At 62.5% G+C, this 16,876-nt stretch carries 16 protein-coding genes and 1 pseudogene; 10 read left to right on the top strand and 7 right to left on the bottom strand.

Annotation, left to right across the window (positions count from 1 at the left end):
- Positions 1–87 precede the first annotated feature (87 nt).
- A complete protein-coding gene (locus H146_RS20060; protein WP_019952997.1) occupies positions 88–1,578 on the bottom strand; it encodes a cryptochrome/photolyase family protein in 1,491 nt (496 codons plus the stop codon).
- A 448-nt stretch (positions 1,579–2,026) separates the two neighbouring features.
- Between H146_RS20060 and hemH the strand changes: the two genes are divergently transcribed.
- Positions 2,027–3,019 carry a ferrochelatase gene (gene hemH / locus H146_RS0116510; RefSeq protein ID WP_019952996.1) on the top strand — a complete coding sequence of 331 codons (993 nt, stop codon included), beginning with the start codon at positions 2,027–2,029 and terminating at the stop codon, positions 3,017–3,019.
- A 30-nt stretch (positions 3,020–3,049) separates the two neighbouring features.
- Here hemH and H146_RS0116505 read toward each other — a convergent pair whose 3' ends face one another.
- From H146_RS0116505 to H146_RS0116480, 6 genes are read right to left on the bottom strand one after another with little or no spacing between them, the layout of a single operon-like run.
- The gene (locus H146_RS0116505) at positions 3,050–3,493 is read right to left on the bottom strand and encodes a Na+/H+ antiporter subunit G (RefSeq protein ID WP_019952995.1); all 444 of its coding nucleotides are present in this window, start codon (positions 3,491–3,493) and stop codon (positions 3,050–3,052) included.
- A gap of 9 nt (positions 3,494–3,502) precedes the next feature.
- A complete protein-coding gene (locus H146_RS0116500; protein ID WP_019952994.1) occupies positions 3,503–3,772 on the bottom strand; it encodes a K+/H+ antiporter subunit F in 270 nt (89 codons plus the stop codon).
- Positions 3,769–4,257, bottom strand: coding sequence for a Na+/H+ antiporter subunit E (locus H146_RS0116495; RefSeq protein ID WP_019952993.1), 489 nt, complete (start codon positions 4,255–4,257; stop codon positions 3,769–3,771). The genes H146_RS0116500 and H146_RS0116495 overlap by 4 nt, the downstream gene beginning before the upstream one ends.
- Entirely contained in the window at positions 4,254–5,777 is a 1,524-nt protein-coding gene (locus tag H146_RS0116490; protein ID WP_019952992.1) for a monovalent cation/H+ antiporter subunit D, read from the bottom strand. The genes H146_RS0116495 and H146_RS0116490 overlap by 4 nt, the downstream gene beginning before the upstream one ends.
- Positions 5,774–6,139, bottom strand: a complete 366-nt coding sequence (locus H146_RS0116485; RefSeq protein WP_019952991.1) for a Na+/H+ antiporter subunit C — start codon at positions 6,137–6,139, stop codon at positions 5,774–5,776. Before H146_RS0116485 ends, H146_RS0116490 begins: the two co-directional genes overlap by 4 nt.
- A complete protein-coding gene (locus H146_RS0116480; RefSeq protein ID WP_019952990.1) occupies positions 6,139–8,931 on the bottom strand; it encodes a monovalent cation/H+ antiporter subunit A in 2,793 nt (930 codons plus the stop codon). The genes H146_RS0116485 and H146_RS0116480 overlap by 1 nt, the downstream gene beginning before the upstream one ends.
- 404 nt (positions 8,932–9,335) lie before the next feature.
- Here H146_RS0116480 and H146_RS0116475 point away from each other — a divergent pair, with 404 nt between their 5' ends.
- From H146_RS0116475 to H146_RS19700, 9 genes and pseudogenes are all read left to right on the top strand, one after another.
- Complete coding sequence (locus H146_RS0116475; RefSeq protein ID WP_019952989.1) at positions 9,336–11,636, top strand: putative monovalent cation/H+ antiporter subunit A; 2,301 nt, start codon at positions 9,336–9,338, stop codon at positions 11,634–11,636.
- Positions 11,633–12,040, top strand: a complete 408-nt coding sequence (locus tag H146_RS0116470; protein WP_019952988.1) for a Na+/H+ antiporter subunit B — start codon at positions 11,633–11,635, stop codon at positions 12,038–12,040. Before H146_RS0116475 ends, H146_RS0116470 begins: the two co-directional genes overlap by 4 nt.
- Before the next feature lie 30 nt (positions 12,041–12,070).
- The gene (locus tag H146_RS0116465; RefSeq protein ID WP_019952987.1) at positions 12,071–12,418 is read left to right on the top strand and encodes a Na+/H+ antiporter subunit C; all 348 of its coding nucleotides are present in this window, start codon (positions 12,071–12,073) and stop codon (positions 12,416–12,418) included.
- Positions 12,415–13,926 carry a Na+/H+ antiporter subunit D gene (locus H146_RS0116460; RefSeq protein ID WP_019952986.1) on the top strand — a complete coding sequence of 504 codons (1,512 nt, stop codon included), beginning with the start codon at positions 12,415–12,417 and terminating at the stop codon, positions 13,924–13,926. The genes H146_RS0116465 and H146_RS0116460 overlap by 4 nt, the downstream gene beginning before the upstream one ends.
- Complete coding sequence (locus tag H146_RS0116455; RefSeq protein WP_019952985.1) at positions 13,923–14,396, top strand: Na+/H+ antiporter subunit E; 474 nt, start codon at positions 13,923–13,925, stop codon at positions 14,394–14,396. The genes H146_RS0116460 and H146_RS0116455 overlap by 4 nt, the downstream gene beginning before the upstream one ends.
- A 31-nt stretch (positions 14,397–14,427) precedes the next feature.
- Positions 14,428–14,697: an MrpF/PhaF family protein gene (locus H146_RS0116450; protein ID WP_019952984.1), complete on the top strand. Its 270-nt coding sequence runs from the start codon at positions 14,428–14,430 to the stop codon at positions 14,695–14,697.
- Positions 14,690–15,115, top strand: a complete 426-nt coding sequence (gene mnhG / locus H146_RS0116445; protein WP_019952983.1) for a monovalent cation/H(+) antiporter subunit G — start codon at positions 14,690–14,692, stop codon at positions 15,113–15,115. Before H146_RS0116450 ends, mnhG begins: the two co-directional genes overlap by 8 nt.
- Positions 15,116–15,173: 58 nt before the next feature.
- Complete coding sequence (locus H146_RS0116440) at positions 15,174–15,629, top strand: DUF3429 domain-containing protein (protein WP_019952982.1); 456 nt, start codon at positions 15,174–15,176, stop codon at positions 15,627–15,629.
- Between the two features lie 449 nt (positions 15,630–16,078).
- Positions 16,079–16,876, top strand: a pseudogene (locus H146_RS19700) (IS30 family transposase); the annotation flags it as partial.

Below are 16,876 nucleotides of genomic sequence, written 5' to 3'. Positions count from 1 at the left end.
TCAGTCAGTAGTACAAAGCGCCGGCAGATGCCGGCGCTGCTTTTTAGGCTGTTGGTACGGCGCCGTCGACTATCGCCGTTTTGCTGTCTACCCTGCGGTTTTGGCCCGCCGATACCCCTGCAGGTGCTCACCGCGGCCATAGGCCGGCGCGTACTCCAGTGAATCCAGAAAGTCCTGCGCCTGCTCGCGCAGGGCTTTTCTTTTGTCATCCTTCATTTTATGCAGCGAGCCATAGATCAGCTTCATGCGCTGATTGCCGGCCAGCTGTTTTTCATGGCGCTCCAGAAAGTACCAGTAGAGGCTGTTGAAGGGGCAGGCGTCCTCACCGATGCTCTTTTTGACATCGTAGCGACACTGGCGGCAGTGATCCGACATGCGGTCGATGTATTTGCCCGAGGCGCAGTAGGGTTTGGAGCCGAGATAGCCGCCGTCGGCGTAGAGCACCATGCCCAGGGTATTGGGCAGCTCTACCCATTCGTAGGCGTCGATGTAGACCGACAGGTACCAGTCGCACAGCGCCTCGGGTTTGACGCCGCACAGCAGGGCGAAGTTGCCGGTCACCATCAGGCGCTGGATGTGGTGGGCGTAGGCGTGGTTGCGGGTCATCTCGATGGCGCGGCGCATGCAGCGCATGTCGGTGTTGCCGCTCCAGTAGAAGGCGGGCAGGTCGCGGTCCGCTTCGAGCCGGTTTTCGCGCTTGTAGTCCGGCATGTTGAGCCAGTAGATGCCGCGTACGAACTCGCGCCAGCCGAGAATCTGACGGATGAAGCCCTCCACCGCGTTGATCGGCGCGCTGCCGTCGTGATACGCCTGTTCGGCGGCCTCGCAGACCTCGCGCGGGCGCAAAAGGCCGGCGTTGAGCGCGCCCGAAAGCCGCGAGTGGTAGAGGAAGGCGTGGTCGTCGCTGATGGCGTCCTGGTAGTCGCCAAAACGTGGCAGACAGCGCTCGATGAAGTGGCGCAGGTCGCTCAGCGCCTGGCGGCGCGTGACCGGCCAGTTGAAGTGTTCGAGGTTGCCGAAATGCTCGCCGAAATGCGTGCCTACCAGTTCGATCACCTCACGGGTGATGTCGTCGGCGCGGTGCTCGACCGGGCAGGGCACATCGAGCTGCTTTGGCAGCGGTTCGCGGTTGTCGTGGTCGAAGTTCCACTTGCCGCCCAGCGGTTCGCCGTCGTCGTCCATCAGAATACCGGTTTCACGGCGCATCCAGCGGTAGAAGTGCTCCATGCGAAAGCGCTGGCGGCCGTCGGCCCACTCGGCGAAGGCGTCAAAGCTACAGAAGAAGCGGTCGTCGGCGACCCGGTGCCAGCTGATAGTGCCGCGACGCTTGCGGATGCGCTCGGCCAGCCGCCACTCGCCGGGCGCCGTGACGCGAATGTCGTCGCAGCGGTAGCGGCCTGCCAGCCGCTCGGCCTCTTCGAGCAGGTCCTGGCAGTTGTCCTTGTCATCGAGGTGGCTGTAGTGGACCCGAAAGCCTTTTTTCTCCAGCTCGCCGGCAAAATGGCGCATGGCGGAGAATAGAAAGGCGATCTTCTGCGGGTGATGGGGCACGTAGCGGCCTTCCTGACCGACCTCCATCGACCTCCATCAGTGCCACCACGGCATCTTCGGGCGCGCCTGCGAGCACCGGCAGGTCGAGGGTGAGCTGGTCGGCGAGGATTACGATCAGCGGTGTGGACATGGGGACTCCTTTCCCTTGGGAACCACTGCATAAATGCCTGCACGAGCGAATGACTACGTTGCGCGGTACTCGAAGGCTCGCCTAACCCCATGTTATGTCTCACCTTCTGCGTTCCGTGCGCCTTGCCCTTCATCTCGTTCGGCGATTTATTCAGCGCTTCTCTTGTAACGGTGCCCGGCAAGCTCTGCACCGGGGGCCGGGTATGCGACAAATAGCCACTATTCATCGGCGCTTCGATAGCGTCACTGATAGTATTTGCCCCTCGAATAGTATTTGCCCATCGGAAAACGGTGGATGGTCGGCAGGAGGCAATGTCCGGCCGCGACGGATACAAGGAGTATAGACATGGCACAGGCTCCCTTTGGCGTTCTATTGGCCAATCTGGGTACGCCCGACGAGCCGACGCCGCCGGCGGTGCGGCGCTATCTGGGACAGTTTCTGTGGGACAAGCGGGTGATCGATGTCTCGCGTCCGCTGTGGTGGCTGATTCTCAACGGCTTCGTACTGCGTACCCGGCCCAAAAGGGTAGCCGAGGCCTATCGTGGCGTCTGGCAGGAGGAGGGCTCGCCGCTGCTGGCGATCGGCCGGCGTCAGCAGCGCGCCCTCAAGGCGCGGCTCGATGCGCAGTACGGCTGCGATGTACCGGTCGAGCTGGGCATGACCTACGGCAATCCCTCGATGGAGAGTACCGCCAACGCCTTTCGCAGGGCGGATGTGTCGCGCATCCTGGTGCTGCCGCTCTATCCGCAGTATTCGCGCTCGACCACGGCGGCGGTTTTCGACCGCCTTGCCGACGCGCTCAAGCCCTGCCCGGCACTGCCGGAGCTGCGTTTCATTCGCGACTATCATGTCGATGACGACTATATCGCCGCTCTGGCAGCCAGCGTGCGTGAGCACTGGGAGCAGCGCGGCCGACGCAATCATCTCCTGATATCGTGGCACGGCATTCCGAAACGCTATGCCACCGAGGGCGACCCCTATCCACGCCAGTGCGAAGCGACCAGTCGGGCGCTGGCTCGGGCGCTGGGTCTTGAGGACAGCGACTGGACCATGACCTATCAGTCGCGCTTCGGCCGCGAGGAGTGGTTGAAGCCCTACACCGACGAGACGCTCAAGCACTGGGATATCAGAGCGGCGCCGGGCGTGGATGTGATCTGTCCGGGCTTTTCCGCCGACTGCCTCGAAACCCTCGAGGAGATTCAGGAAGAAAACCGCGAATACTTCATGGATGAGGCCGGCGGCGAGGATTATAGCTACGTGCCGGCGCTCAACGACCGTGATGACCATATCGCCATGCTGGCGGGGCTGGTGGCGCGCAATACGCGCGGCTGGGAGTGAACATCGCGGCTGTCATCAGGGCAGCCACCTTCACTGCGGCTGCTCGGGGCGTTGTGGCGCGGTACCGCCGGGGTGTTCCGGGTGCGGCGTGTCGGGTTCGCGCGCCGTGTCCTCGGGTTTGAGTTCTCCCGGTGCGCCGCGGGTGTCCGGCGTGCTGGGCAGCTTGCGGTGTAGCGCGGCCTTGGCCAGCAGATGGGCGCTGATCGGCGCGGTGATCAGCAAAAAGATGGTGACCAGAATCAGCTGAATGTGAAAAGTGCGCTCGATCAGGATGAAGTAGAGCGAGCTGGCAAACAGCACCAGGCCGACGCCCAGGGTGGTCGCCTTGGCCGGCCCGTGCATGCGCAGATAGAAGTCGCGCAGATGCACCATGCCGAATGAGCTGATAAAGGTGATCAGCGACCCCGCGACCAGAAAAAAGGCGGTCAGCGCTTCCAGTACGGTGTCGACCCACTGACGGTCAAGCCACTCCATGTCGCTCTCCTATTCGATGATATCGCCGCGTAGCAGGTACTTGCAGACCGCCACCGTGCTGATAAAGCCGAGCATGGCGATCAGCAGGGCGGCTTCGAAATAGACCCGCGAGCCCAGCCAGATGGTGTAGAGAATGATCAGCGCAATGCTGTTCACGTACATGGTATCCAGCGCGATGATGCGATCCGGCAGTGACGGGCCGATCAGCAGCCGCCAGGCGTTGAGCACGATCGCCATGGCGATCAGAAAAAAACTGATCCAGAGTGCGATGTCGATCATTCGTAGATCTCCAGCAGCGGCCGCTCGTAGCGCTGATAGATATCCTCGATGAGGGCATCGATATCCGTCACGTCGAGAACATGAATCAGCAGCGTGCGCTTGTCGAGGCGCAGATTGGCCGAGATAGTGCCCGGCGTCAGGCTGATGGTGCTGGCCAGCAGGGTGATGCTGAAGTCGCGCCGGAGTTTCAGGCGATATTCGACAAAGGCCGGACGCGGTCGTTTCCATGGACGTGCGATCAACCACGCGACCTGCAGGTTGGCGATTAGAATATCGACCAGCACGCGGATGGTGTAGCGCAGCAGCAGCAGCGGTTTCTTGACCTCCGGGCGCGTGTCCCACAGCCGCCGCGTCAGCAGCGGAATAACGATGCCCAGCAGGGTACCGAGAATCACCGAGCCCCAGCTGATGGCGTCCGACAGCATGATCCAGACCACGGCAAGAATCAGCGACAGTATCGGTCGGGGCAGTATGCGGTTGATCATTCGACACCCTCCTGCGCGCGCGTATTACCGCTCAGCACGGCGTTGCGATACTGCTGCGTGGCGCCGAGCTGCGCGGCGGTTGCCTGCGTATAGTCGCTGATCGGCCCGGCGAGGATCACCATCAGCGGTGCCGTGGCCAGCAGCGAGGCGGTGCCGATCAGCTTGCCGCGTGCCAGATGGGTGCCGCCCGGTTCACCGTCACTGCGCCGCCAGAACAGGGTCGAGCCGGCACGGGAGGCGGCAATGACGCCGGCCAGGCTCGACAGCAGCAGCACCGGCCACAGCCACAGCGCCTCGTTGAATGCCGCCGTCGACATCAGCCATGCCTTGCCCACCGCGCCGGAGAGCGGTGGCAAACCTGCCATGGCGATGGCGCCGACAAAATAGAGGGCGCCGAGCAGGGTCGTATGGTGGAAGGCGCGGCCGCGGGCGATGCGGGTGCCAACCTTGCCGCGCTGGTCGGCAATCATGTCCGCCAGCAGCAGCAGGCCGCCGCTGACCAGGGTGGTATGCACCAGGTAGTAGAGCAGGGCGCCGCGCGAGTCGACCGCGGCCATGCCCTGGCCGCAGAGCAGAATGCCCACCGAGATCAGCATGAAATAGGTGATCTGGATACGCAGATCGCGGGCCGAGAGTACGCCCACGGCCGCCACGGCCAGGGTGGCCAGCCCGCCCCACCACAGCCAGGGCTGTGCCAGGCCCGAAAGCTGCCCCGCCTGGTCACCGAAAATCAGCGTGAAGACGCGCAGTTGGGCATAGATCCCCACCTTGGTCATGATCGCGAACAGCGCTCCCACCGGCGCCGAGGCCGAGCTGTAGGCCCGTGGCAGCCAGAAGTAGAGCGGCAGCATCGCCGCCTTGAGCGCGAAGACCACCAGCAGCAGCAGGGCACCGGCGTATACCAGCCCGGTACGCTCGGCGGGCAGGCTGCTGACCCGCTGGGCCATGTCCGCCATGTTGAGGGTGCCGAGGCTGCCGTAGAGCACGCCCAGCGCGATCAGAAACAGTGACGAGCCGGCGAGATTGAGCACCACGTAGTGCAATCCGGCCTGTACCCGCGGCTTGCCGCCGCCATGCATCAGCAGGGCGTAGGAGGCCAAAAGCAGCACTTCGAAAAAAACGAAGAGGTTGAACAGGTCACCGGTCAGGAAGGCGCCGTTGAGTCCCATCAGCTGCAGCTGAAAAAGGCCGTGAAAGTTGGAGCCTTCACCGTCCTGGCCGGAGCAGGCGTGCATCAGACAGCACAGGGCGAGCAGCGAGGTCAGCAGGACCATCAGCGCCGAAAGGCGGTCGACCACCAGCACGATGCCCCATGGCGCCGGCCAGTTGCCGAGGTGGTAGACGAAAATGTGGCCGTCCGCCGCCTGCAGGGTCAGTGCCAGCGATGCCATCACCAGCAGCGTGGTGGTGGTAATCGAGATGGTGCGCCGCACCGGATCGACCCCTTCGCGCTTGCGCAGCAGCACGATGGCGGCCACCAGCGGCAGCAGGATCGGCACGATAGGCAGATGCTGTATCACGCCTTGCTCTCCCGCCGGCTGTCCTGATCAGGATCCCGGTCGGTACGGCTGCCATCGACGCTGTCATTGCCCAGATCGCCTCGCGAGCGCATGGCGAGAATGACCGAAAAGGCGGTCATGGCAAAACCGATGACGATGGCCGTGAGCACCAGCGCCTGGGGCAGCGGATCGGCATAGGCTTCGTTCTGGCCGATCAGTGCCGCGCCGTGGGTGGTCAGTCCGCCCATCGAGAACAGAAAGAGATTGACGGCATAGGTGAGCAGGGTGAGGCCCACCACGACCGGAAAGGTGCGACCGCGCAGCGTCATGTAGACGCCGCAGGCAGTGAGCACGCCGGTCGTTATGGCGTAGAGCGCTTCCATCAGGGCGTGTCCTTGTTGGGTCGGTATTCGGTGGTCAGCTTGCCCAGGTTGGCAAGGATCATCAGGGTGGCGCCGACCACGGCCAGATAGATGCCACCGTCGAAAACCAGCGCACTGGCCAGCTCGATGTCGCCGATCAGCGGCAGGTGGAAGTGGCCGAAGGTCGAGGTCAAAAACGGATAGCCGAACAGCATGCTGCCCAGCCCGGTCAGCGTCGACAGTGCCACCCCAGCGATGGCGATGGGCTGGAACTGGAAGGTCAGACGCTGCTGTGCCCACTCCACGCCTCGCGACATATAAAGCAGAATCAGTGCCACTGCCGTGATCAGGCCGGCGATGAAGCCGCCGCCGGGGTAGTTGTGGCCGCGCAGGAAGATGAAAAACGACACCAGCAGCGCCAGCGGCAGCAGCGTCTGGGCGACCACCATCAGCAGCACCGGATGGCGATCGGCGGCCCACACACGTCCCTCGAGGTCGGTGGCCGGCATGAACAGTCGCAGCCGGTTGAGCAGTTTGTAGATGGCCAGACCGGCGATCGCCAGCACGGTGATCTCGCCCAGCGTATCGAAGCCACGGAAGTCGACCAGAATGACGTTGACCACGTTGTGGCCGCCGCCCTCGGGCAGCGCATTGGCCAGAAAATAGCTGGAGATGCTGTCGAGCTCACGGGTCAGCACGGCGTAGTTGAGGCTGGCGATTAGAGCGCCGAAGGCGGCGGCGATCAGAATGTCGCGCACTATGCGTCCACCGCTCGACTCCCTGGGGGTTTTCTGTGGCAGGAAGAAGAGCGCCAGCATCAGAAGAATCATGGTGACCACCTCGACCGACAGCTGGGTCAGGGCCAGGTCGGGGGCGGAGAAGCGCGCGAAGGTGAGCGATACCACCAGGCCCACGACCGACAGCATCAGCAGCGACACCAGTCGCTGGCGGTGCAGGGCAGCGGTCAGGACGCCGCCCATGATCAGCAGCGCCGCACCCAGCACCAGCAGGGGGTCGAGCGGCTGGCCGGCAAGGCTGCCGCCGAGGCGTTCAAGCTGTGCCAGTCCCGGCGCGATGGCCAGCAGCGAGCAGAGCACCAGGAGCATGAGATAGCGCTGCAGGGAGCCGTTCTCGAGACGATCGATGCCCCGCTGGCTGAGGTAGACGATCCGCTGTATCGCCCCCTCGAAAATGTAGCGCGCGTCGTGGGCGGTAAATTTGCGTTTGAAGCGCATCACATGGCGATGGAAGAAGTGCAACACAATACCGCCCAGTACCGCCGCCACGCTCAGCAGCAAGGGGGCATTGAGGCCGTGCCACAGCGCCAGATGGTACGTCGGTAGGGGCCCGTTGCTGACGGCCCGCAGGGCATTGTCCAGTATCGTACTTTGCAAAACGGCCGGGAACAGGCCGAACACCAGGCATAGCGCCACCAGCAGCTCGACCGGGGCGCGCATCGGCCAGGGGGGCTCATGCGGCGTTTGCGGCGGCTGCTGGCGGGGCCGGCGAAAGAAGGTGGCGTAGGCGAAGCGCAACGAGTAGGCCACCGACAGCAAACCGCCCAGCCCCGCCAGCAGCGGCACGATCCAGCTCAGGCCGCCGAACGGCTGCACTTCGAGCGCCTCGGTGAAGAACATCTCCTTGGAGATAAAGCCGTTGAGCAGTGGAATACCGGCCATCGAGGCGGTAGCGAGACAGGCCAGGGTTGCGGTCACCGGCATCAGTCGAATGACTCCGCCCAGCTTGCGCACGTCGCGGGTGCCGCTTTCGTGATCGATAATGCCCGCCGACATGAAAAGCGGCGCCTTGAAAAGAGCGTGGTTGATGACGTGCAGCAGGGCGGCGGCAAGCGCCAGGCGACTGCCCAGTCCCAGCAGGGTCGTGATCAGTCCCAGATGGCTGATCGTGGAGAAGGCCAGAATCGCCTTCAGGTCGGTTTTCAAAAAGGCGAACCAGGCGGCGTAAACCATGGTCGTCAGACCGGTCAGCGTGACCAGCGTATTCCATAGTGGAGTGTCCGCCAGGGCCGGATGCAGGCGCGCCATCAGGAAGATGCCGGCCTTGACCATGGTGGCCGAGTGCAGATAGGCCGACACCGGTGTGGGCGCGGCCATGGCGTGGGGCAGCCAGAAGTGAAAAGGGAACTGTGCCGATTTGGCGAAGGCGCCCAGCAGCACCAGCACCACGATCAGCGGATACAGCGGACTGGCCAGAAGCTGTTGGCGACCGGCCAGTACCGTTCCCAGATCGAAGCTGCCGACCACCTTGCCGATCAGCAGGATGCCGGCCAGCAGCGCCAGCCCACCGGCACCGGTGATCGTCATCGCCATGCGGGCGCCCTTGCGCGCCTCGGTCTGGTGCGACCAGAAGCCGATCAGCAGAAACGATGAGAGGCTGGTGAGTTCCCAGAAACCCCACAGGATCAGCAGATTGTCGGCCATGACGATACCGACCATGGCGGTCATGAACAGCATCAGGAAGGCGTAAAAGCGCCGCATCGAGTCCTGCGCCGAGAGGTAATAGCGGCTGTAGAGAATGATCAGCAAGCCGATGCCAAGAATCAGCAGCAGGAAAAGCAGCGACAGGCCGTCGATGCGCAGTGCCAGATCGACCCCGAAGGTCGGCAGCCACTCCAGCGAAGCGCGCAGCACTTCGGCGTCACCGCGCGACAGCCAGGCGTGAATGACCAGTAGCAGCGCCGCCAGCGGGGCCAGCGAGGTCGCAAGCGCGCACAGGCTGCGCCCACCCCTTATGGTCAGGGCGGGTACGAAGACGCCGAGGAAGGTCAGCAGCGGAATCCAGAGTAGCGTCATGAAGATGTGGTTCCCGAGGGGTCGCTTTCGTTGGCAGCATTGGCCGCCGGTCGGCACGGGACGTCAATCCGCCGGCTTTCCGGAGTCGTATGCATGGTCATATCCTGCTGATGGTTATGATCGCTGCGGTAATGCGCTGCCGGCGATCGGCGATTCTCACCTGCAGGAGCCAGACCCTGCAAGCGGGACGTCGACGACGGTTAATGAAGACTACAGCAGCCGAATCTTAAGATTAAATGATTGAAAGAGGTCAGGGATTGCCGCTGTAATGCCGCACTACAATAGCATATCGACAAGCGACGACGGTCGACCTGCCCGCATTTCAGACAGGTCGGCGCCATGATGTGTTGTCCGGATTGCAGTAACAGGCCTGTGATCGCCGTGCCGGGGAGAGAGGGAAAACAATGCTGATTGCCGTGTTGGCCGGTTTCGTACTGGCCATGTTTGCGCCTGTGTTGACGCGCTGGCTGGGCCACCGCGTGGGCTGGGTAATGGCGCTCTATCCGGCCGCTGTGATGATCTGGCTGGCCGGTCAGGTGCCGCAGGTCATGCAGGGCGGCGGGCTCTACTTCGAGCAGGCCTGGGCGCCCAGCCTGGGGCTCAGCCTGAGTTTCTGGCTGGATGGCCTGTCGCTGATGTTCGGCCTGTTGATCAGCGGTATCGGCACCCTGATTCTGCTCTACGCCAGCGGCTATATGAAGGGCGACCCTCGAGTCGGCCGTTTTTACGCCATCATGCTCTGCTTCATGTCCTCCATGCTGGGCGTGGTGATGGCGGACGGCCTGATGTCGCTGTTCGTTTTCTGGGAGCTGACCAGCATTACCTCCTATCTGCTGATCGGCTTCGACCACGAAGACGAAAAGGCGCGCAAATCGGCACTGCAGGGGCTGCTGGTAACTTTCAGCGGCGGTCTGGCGCTGATGAGCGGGTTGATCATGCTCAACCTGGTGACCGGTAGCTGGTCGCTGCGCGAGATCATCGGCGGTGAGGTGTCGCTGCGCGATAACGCGCTCTATCTTCCCATTCTGCTCTGTCTGCTGGGCGGCGCCTTCACCAAATCGGCGCAGTTTCCCTTCCACTTCTGGCTGCCCAACGCCATGGCCGCGCCCACGCCGGTATCGGCCTTTCTGCACTCGGCGACGATGGTCAAGGCAGGCATCTATCTGATGGCGCGTATCTCGCCGGAGTTTTCGGGCACCTCCGCCTGGACGCTGATCCTGTGCGTTTTCGGCGCCGTCACCATGCTGACCGGTGCCTTCCTGGCGCTGCGCTTTTCCGGCATCAAGAAGGTGTTGGCCTACTCCACCATCATGGCGCTGGGCACGCTGACCATGCTGCTGGGGATCGGCAGTGAAGCGGCGCTGATCGCCTTTGTCGCCTTCCTGTTCGCCCACTCCCTCTACAAGGGGGCGCTGTTCATGGTGGCCGGGTCGCTGGATCACGAGACCGGCACCAAGGATATCGACGCCATGGGCGGCCTGTTCAGAAAGATGCCGGTCACCGCGCTCAGCGCCCTGGTGGCGGCGCTGTCGCTGGGGGGCATCATTCCGCTGTTCGGTTTTGTCGCCAAGGAGCTGCTGTTCGAGGCGGTGCTGGCGACATCGCAGTTGACCACCTTCCTGCTCGCCATGACGCTGGTCTCCTCCATTCTGGTGGTGGCTGCTGCCGGCATCGTGGCGCTGCGGCCTTTCTTCGGCGCGCTCAAAGAGACCCCCAAAACGCCCCACGAAGCGCCCGTCACGATGCTCGCCGGCCCCTTCATTCTGGCAGGGCTGTCGCTGATTCTCGGCTTTCTGCCGCCGCTGGTCGGCCAGCCCATCCTGGCGCCCGCCGCCCGCGCGGTGATGGGCGGCGAGCTGACCATGTCGCTCTATCTGTGGCACGGCATCAATACCGCGCTGATCATGTCGATGGTCAGTCTCCTGCTGGGGCTGGTGATCTGCTGGCAGTGGCGCCGGGTGCGCGGCCTGATCGCACGCCTCAATCCGCTGCTTGATCGCGGGCCGGAGAGCGGCTACTGGCGACTTATGGACGGCCTGGTGCGCTTTTCCGAGTGGCAGACCCGGGTTCTGCAGAACGGCCACATGCGCAACTATCTGCTCATGACGCTGACCGTTTTCGTCGGCCTGACCGGCTATGCGCTGCTGGTGCGCCACTCGCTGTCGCTGAACCTGGCGCTCGATATGCGTATTCACGAGATCGTGGTCGCGGCGGTCACTGCTGCCAGTGCCGTGGCGGCCTGCCTGATGCGCTCGCGGCTCGCTGCGGTGGCCGCATCCGGGGTGATGGGCTTCGGCATTGCGTTGCTGTTTTTGCTGTTCAGTGCGCCGGACCTTGCCATTACCCAACTGCTGATCGAGACCCTGACGGTCATCCTGCTGATCCTGGTGCTGTTTCGCATGCCGCGTTTCGCGGATCTCTCCACCGCAGGTGAGCGCATTCGCGATGCGATAGTAGCGCTGTTGACCGGTGCACTGATGTCGCTGCTGGTGCTGACCATGTACGACGTCAATCTGTTTCCGTCGATCTCCGAATACATGGTCGACAACAGCGTTGATCTGGCCCACGGCCACAACATCGTCAACGTCATTCTGGTCGATTTCAGGGCACTGGATACGCTGGGCGAGATCTTCGTGCTGGCACTGGCGGCCACGGGGGTTTTCGCCATGCTCAAGTTGCAGACCAGGGAGAAGAAGGCACGATGAAAACCGGTACCCTGATTCTGTCGGTGGCGGCACGCATGCTGGTGCCACTGCAGGTACTGTTCTCGATTTTTCTGTTGCTGCGTGGCCACAACGAACCCGGCGGTGGCTTTATCGCCGGGCTGGTGGTGGCGGGCGCCTTCGCCCTGCATCAGTTCGTCTACGGGCCGGCGGCGACACGCCGACTGCTGCGCGTCGACCCGCGCGACTGCATCGGCTTCGGGCTGGTGCTGGGGGTGGTGTCGGCACTGCCGGCGTGGCTGGCAGGTGAAGCTTTCATGACCGCGCAGTGGTGGCCGGTGCTCAATACGCCGCTGATTTTCGATGTCGGCGTTTATCTCGTCGTGCTGGGTTCGGTGCTGACTGCCGTTATCACGTTAACCGAGGTCGACAAGGATGATTACTGAACGTCCGCGAGCCGTGAAAAGGAGCCTGCCATGGAACCCCTGATCGCCATCGTCATCGGCGCCATTTACGCCAGCGCCATCTACATGATGCTGCGCCGTTCGATCGTCAAGCTGGTGATCGGTCTGATCCTGATCTCCAACGCGGCCAATTTGCTGATTTTTACCACCGCCGGTCTGACCCGCGGCTCGCCGCCGCTGATTCCCATGGACGGCAGTGCACTGCCGGAAGTGGTTGCCGATCCGCTGCCGCAGGCGCTGGTGCTGACCGCTATCGTCATCGCCTTTGGCGTGCTCTCCTTCTCCGTGGTGCTGATCCGTCGCGCTACCGAGATCATGCAGGTGGATGACATGGATCAGATGAAGGAAAACGCCAAGTGAGACCGGAAGTCATACTCCCCATTCTGATTCCGCTGCTCTCCGGCGCGCTCTCGCTGCTGTTCTGGCGCTCGCGCACGGTGCAGCGCGTGCTCGGTGTGGTCGGTACCGGGGCACTGATGATCGCCGCCTTTGTCCTCTTCTTTCGCGTTCAGCAGGAGGGGTACGTGGTGCTGCAGCTGGGCGGCTGGCAGGCGCCCTATGGCATCAGCCTGGTGGCCGACCTGCTGGGCGCCATCATGGTCGTACTGACCGGCATCATCGGCTTTGCTGTGGCGCTTTTCTCGCTGCCCACCATGGGGCCGGGGCATGAAAAGTTCGGCTACTATCCGCTGATGCACCTGCTGCTGGCCGGGGTAGCCGGCGCTTTCCTGACCGGCGATATCTTCAACCTCTACGTCTGGTTCGAGGTGATGCTGCTGGCCTCCTTTGCGCTGCTGATTCTCGGCGGTGAGCGGGCGCAGATGGAGGGCGCGATCAAGTACGTCACGCTCAATCTGGTATCGTCGGTGATCTTTCTCAGCGCGGTGGGGCTGCTCTACGGCGCGCTGGGCACCCTCAATATGGCGCATATCGCCGAGCGTGTGTCGATGGTGGAGAACTCGACCCTGGTCGACGTGCTGGCGGTGATGTTCATGGTCTCCTTCGGCATCAAGGCGGCCGCTTTCCCGCTCTTTTTCTGGCTGCCGGCCTCCTACCACACGCCGCCGGTGGCGGTATCGGCGCTGTTCGCCGGCCTGCTGACCAAGGTCGGGGTCTATGCGCTGTTCCGCGTCTTTACCCTGATCTTCAACGACTCGGCGGCGTTCACCCACGAGATTCTGCTGTGGGGCGCGGCGCTGACCATGCTGACCGGCGTACTGGGGGCTGCGGCGCAGTACGAGTTCCGCCGCATTCTGTCGTTCCATATCGTCAGCCAGATCGGCTACATGATCATGGGGCTGGCGCTTTACACGCCGCTGGCGCTGATCGGTGGGGTGTTCTACATCCTTCACCACATTATCGTGAAGACCAACCTGTTTCTGGTCAGCGGGCTGGTCTACCGCCTCAAGGGCAGCTATGAGCTCAAGAAGCTGGGTGGGGTCTACGCCGCCTGGCCGCTGCTTGGCCTACTGTTTTTGATTCCGGCCCTGTCGCTGGCCGGTATTCCACCGCTGTCGGGCTTTTTCGCCAAGTTCGTGCTGATTCGCGCCAGCATCGAGAGCGGCGAGGTGGTGATTACCATTATCGCGCTGCTGGTCGGTCTGCTGACGCTCTACTCGATGACCAAAATCTGGGCCGAGGCCTTCTGGAAAAAGGCGCCCGACGAGGAGGAGGGCGGTGTCGCCAAACCGGCGGCGCTCGACCGGCGTCAGCTGTGGCTGATGGTCACGCCGATCGTCGGCCTGGCGGCCTGCACGGTCTTCATCGGTCTCAACGGTCAGCTTTTCTATGACATCGCCTCGGCAGCGGCGGCCCAACTGCTCGATCCGCAGGCCTACATCAACGCCGTAATGGGAGCGCAGCCATGATAGGTCTGATGTGTAACCTGCTGCTGGCGGTGGTCTGGATTGCGCTCTCCGGTGACTTCAGCATGGCGGGCATGATCACCGGACTGGTGTTCGGCTACCTGGTGATGGCGCTGATGCAGAATCAGTTCCCCGCCCTGCACGGCTACGGCACCCGCGTGCCGCGCATGATCTCGTTCGTCTTTTACTTCCTGAAAGAGCTGTTGGTGGCCAATACGCGGGTTGCCTTCGATGTTCTGACGCCTCCCTGGCACATGTCGCCCGGCGTGATCGCGCTGGAGCTGAAGGCGCAGACCGATCTGGAGATCGCTTTCGTCGCCAACCTGATCTCGCTGACGCCGGGGACGCTGAGTCTGGATATTTCCGACGACCGTCGCGTGCTCTATATCCATGCCATGTTCCTGGATGACGAGAAGAGCCTGCGCGAAGAGCTTCAGGAGCTGGAGTCGCGGGCGCTGGCGGTGCTGCGATGAACGGATTTTTGACTGATGTAGCGAGGCCGACATGCAGATTCTGATCTACCTGACCTTCATTATTCTGGCGATCTCCATGCTGCTGTGCTTCGTGCGCCTGGTGATCGGACCCAGTCTGCCGGATCGGGTCGTGGCGCTGGAGCTGATGTCGATGCTGATCGTGGGCATCATCGGCACCAATGCGCTCTACAGCAATGAAACCAGTTTTCTGGACGTTGCCATCGTGGTGGCGCTGATGTCGTTTCTGGCCACTATCGGTTTTGCCCGCTTTCTGGAGCGAGGAGGCCATCGTGATGATTGATATTTTGCAGGGCATTCTGTTGCTCTCGGGGGCGTTCTACATGCTGGTGGCCTCTCTGGGCATCGTCCGCCTGCCCGATCTGCTGACCCGTATGCACGCCTCGACCAAGGGCGCCTCGCTGGGTGTGATGCTGCTGATGGGCGGTGTGGCGCTGCATTTCATGCAGGAAGTGGTATTCGCTCGCACCATGGCGATCACCTTCTTCGTGCTGTTGACCGCGCCGGTGGCCGCGCACGCCATCGGCCGCGCCGGCTATTTCGTCGGCGTTGAGCTATGGGACGGCACCGTCAAGGACGAACTCAAGCCCAACTACAACCCGCTCAGTCACCGGCTGCACAACCCCTTCGCGCGCAAGTCGAAAAACGCCACGGAAGATGACAGCGGCGACGCCGGCACAACCGACAACAACCTGCCGTGATACCGCTTGCGGCACGGTGCTGCTATGCTGGCGCCGTGTTTTCGGGAGGTAACCACTGATGCTGCAAGCGAGTCGAACCGCGCCACTGGCCTGGCTACTGGGCGCTGCCGGACTGATTCCCTTTATCGGCCTGGCGGCGCTGGTCATGCTCGGCGATGCACGCTGGCAGGCCGTCGCACTGCAGGCTTTTCTCTACTACAGCGCGGTCATTCTCTCCTTTCTCGGTGGTGTGCACTGGGGCGTGGCGATGAGCCTCGACCGCGAAGGCAGCCACGCTTTCAATTCCCGCCTGCTGGTGGCGATGGCGCCCTCGCTGCTGGCCTGGCCGGCCCTGATGCTCGATGCGCAGTTCGGCCTGCTGGCACTGATGATCGGCTTTCTGCTGATCCGCCTTTACGAGGCGCAGGGCGACAGCATCGCGCGCCTGCCCGCCTGGTATACCGCGCTGCGGACTCTGCTGACGGTCGTGGTGGTGACCACTCACCTGGCGTTGTTGCTGCTGGCGCGGCTGTGAGTCGGAATGGAGCAGGCAGTTCTCAAATGGCGTCGGCGATGGTGCAAGGCCATTGCCTGCGCTGAGGGGAGGCGAGCCCTCGGGGGCGATAGTCTGACGGATGACTAATTGCCATGGTTATCGGTCTTCGCTACGTCAGGAGGTCTCCATGAGCCCTGATCCTGAGCCGTACATCACCAGTAGCAGTAGGTCTTCTCCGTGCGCGGATTGTAGCGTTTTATCCGCATGGTGGCCTTCACACGATCCATCAGCCTGTGCGGTCTGCTCTACGCGTCCATGCCCTGCTTTTCTGAATTATGTTTGTTTGTACAGTGTCAGTGGGTCTGGCAAGATGTTTAAGTGCGCAAATTTTGCATAGGTAGCCAAGACATCTTGGCTATCAATAGGTCTTGGCCGCAAATTCTGAATGCAACACCTGATCAAACCGGTAAGGTGTTGACCCTACACCATATTCTGAACTCTGCACCGAAGAACGTGCCACTATCCAGGTCAGCCTCGCACAAGGATTGAGCATCAGGAAGGTAGCGGCTCTGCTTGAACGGTCTCCGGCGACGATCAGTCGAGAGATACGGCGCAATGGGTCGTCCGATGGACGGTATCGCGCGTCACACGCGCAACAGCACCGTCATGACCGTCGAGACGGTTGTCGGCCCAGGCGCAAACTGCTTCCAGGCAGCCCTCGATTCGCCCTGATTCAGCACATGCTGCGTCGGCGCTTTTCTCCCGAACAGATCAGCGGCAAGCTCAAGCATATGAATATCCCTGACCTCCGAGACGCCTACGTCTGCCGAGAAACGATTTACGGGGCGGCCATCCGCAGCGCCATCTACGCGTTGCCCGTCGGTGAGCTGAGAAAGGAACTGATCCATTGTCTGCGGCAAGGAAAGCCGACCCGCAAGCCGCGTCGTGGTCAGGTTGACCGGCGCAACCAGATTCCGGACATGGTCAGCATTCACCTCCGCCTTCCAGAGGTGGGAAAACGTGAATTTCCTGGTCACTGGGAAGGCGACCTGATCAAGGGCAAGAGCAATGCATCGGCTGTCGGCACCCTCGTCGAACTCAAAAGCGGTTACCTGATTCTGGCGAAGATGAATGATGCGACTGCCACCTCGGCTGTAGAAGGCTTCAGCGCTGCGCTGAACCGCATGCCGCTGGCCGCACGGAAGAGCATGACGTATGACCAGGGACGTGAGATGACGCAGCATGCCCGGATCACCCAAAATACCGGTGTTGCTATCTATTTCTGT

This window comes from Kushneria aurantia DSM 21353 (assembly GCF_000382245.1).
GTDB classification, from domain to species: Bacteria; Pseudomonadota; Gammaproteobacteria; order Pseudomonadales; family Halomonadaceae; genus Kushneria; species Kushneria aurantia.
The sequence above is the reverse complement of the archived record's forward strand: the minus strand, read 5'-3'. Positions and strand labels throughout refer to the sequence as shown.

What these genes read in the sequence shown, in the direction of transcription:
- mnhG (WP_019952983.1), top strand. Translation starts at nt 14,690, where the DNA reads ATGATTGATATTTTGCAGGGCATTCTGTTGCTCTCGGGGGCGTTCTAC.
- H146_RS0116475 (WP_019952989.1), top strand. Translation starts at nt 9,336, where the DNA reads ATGCTGATTGCCGTGTTGGCCGGTTTCGTACTGGCCATGTTTGCGCCT.
- H146_RS0116440 (WP_019952982.1), top strand. Translation starts at nt 15,174, where the DNA reads ATGCTGCAAGCGAGTCGAACCGCGCCACTGGCCTGGCTACTGGGCGCT.
- H146_RS0116505 (WP_019952995.1), bottom strand. Translation starts at nt 3,493, where the DNA reads ATGGAGTGGCTTGACCGTCAGTGGGTCGACACCGTACTGGAAGCGCTG.
- H146_RS0116495 (WP_019952993.1), bottom strand. Translation starts at nt 4,257, where the DNA reads ATGATCAACCGCATACTGCCCCGACCGATACTGTCGCTGATTCTTGCC.
- H146_RS0116450 (WP_019952984.1), top strand. Translation starts at nt 14,428, where the DNA reads ATGCAGATTCTGATCTACCTGACCTTCATTATTCTGGCGATCTCCATG.
- H146_RS0116480 (WP_019952990.1), bottom strand. Translation starts at nt 8,931, where the DNA reads ATGACGCTACTCTGGATTCCGCTGCTGACCTTCCTCGGCGTCTTCGTA.
- hemH (WP_019952996.1), top strand. Translation starts at nt 2,027, where the DNA reads ATGGCACAGGCTCCCTTTGGCGTTCTATTGGCCAATCTGGGTACGCCC.
- H146_RS0116470 (WP_019952988.1), top strand. Translation starts at nt 11,633, where the DNA reads ATGAAAACCGGTACCCTGATTCTGTCGGTGGCGGCACGCATGCTGGTG.
- H146_RS0116500 (WP_019952994.1), bottom strand. Translation starts at nt 3,772, where the DNA reads ATGATCGACATCGCACTCTGGATCAGTTTTTTTCTGATCGCCATGGCG.
- H146_RS0116455 (WP_019952985.1), top strand. Translation starts at nt 13,923, where the DNA reads ATGATAGGTCTGATGTGTAACCTGCTGCTGGCGGTGGTCTGGATTGCG.
- H146_RS0116485 (WP_019952991.1), bottom strand. Translation starts at nt 6,139, where the DNA reads ATGGAAGCGCTCTACGCCATAACGACCGGCGTGCTCACTGCCTGCGGC.
- H146_RS0116465 (WP_019952987.1), top strand. Translation starts at nt 12,071, where the DNA reads ATGGAACCCCTGATCGCCATCGTCATCGGCGCCATTTACGCCAGCGCC.
- H146_RS20060 (WP_019952997.1), bottom strand. Translation starts at nt 1,578, where the DNA reads ATGGAGGTCGGTCAGGAAGGCCGCTACGTGCCCCATCACCCGCAGAAG.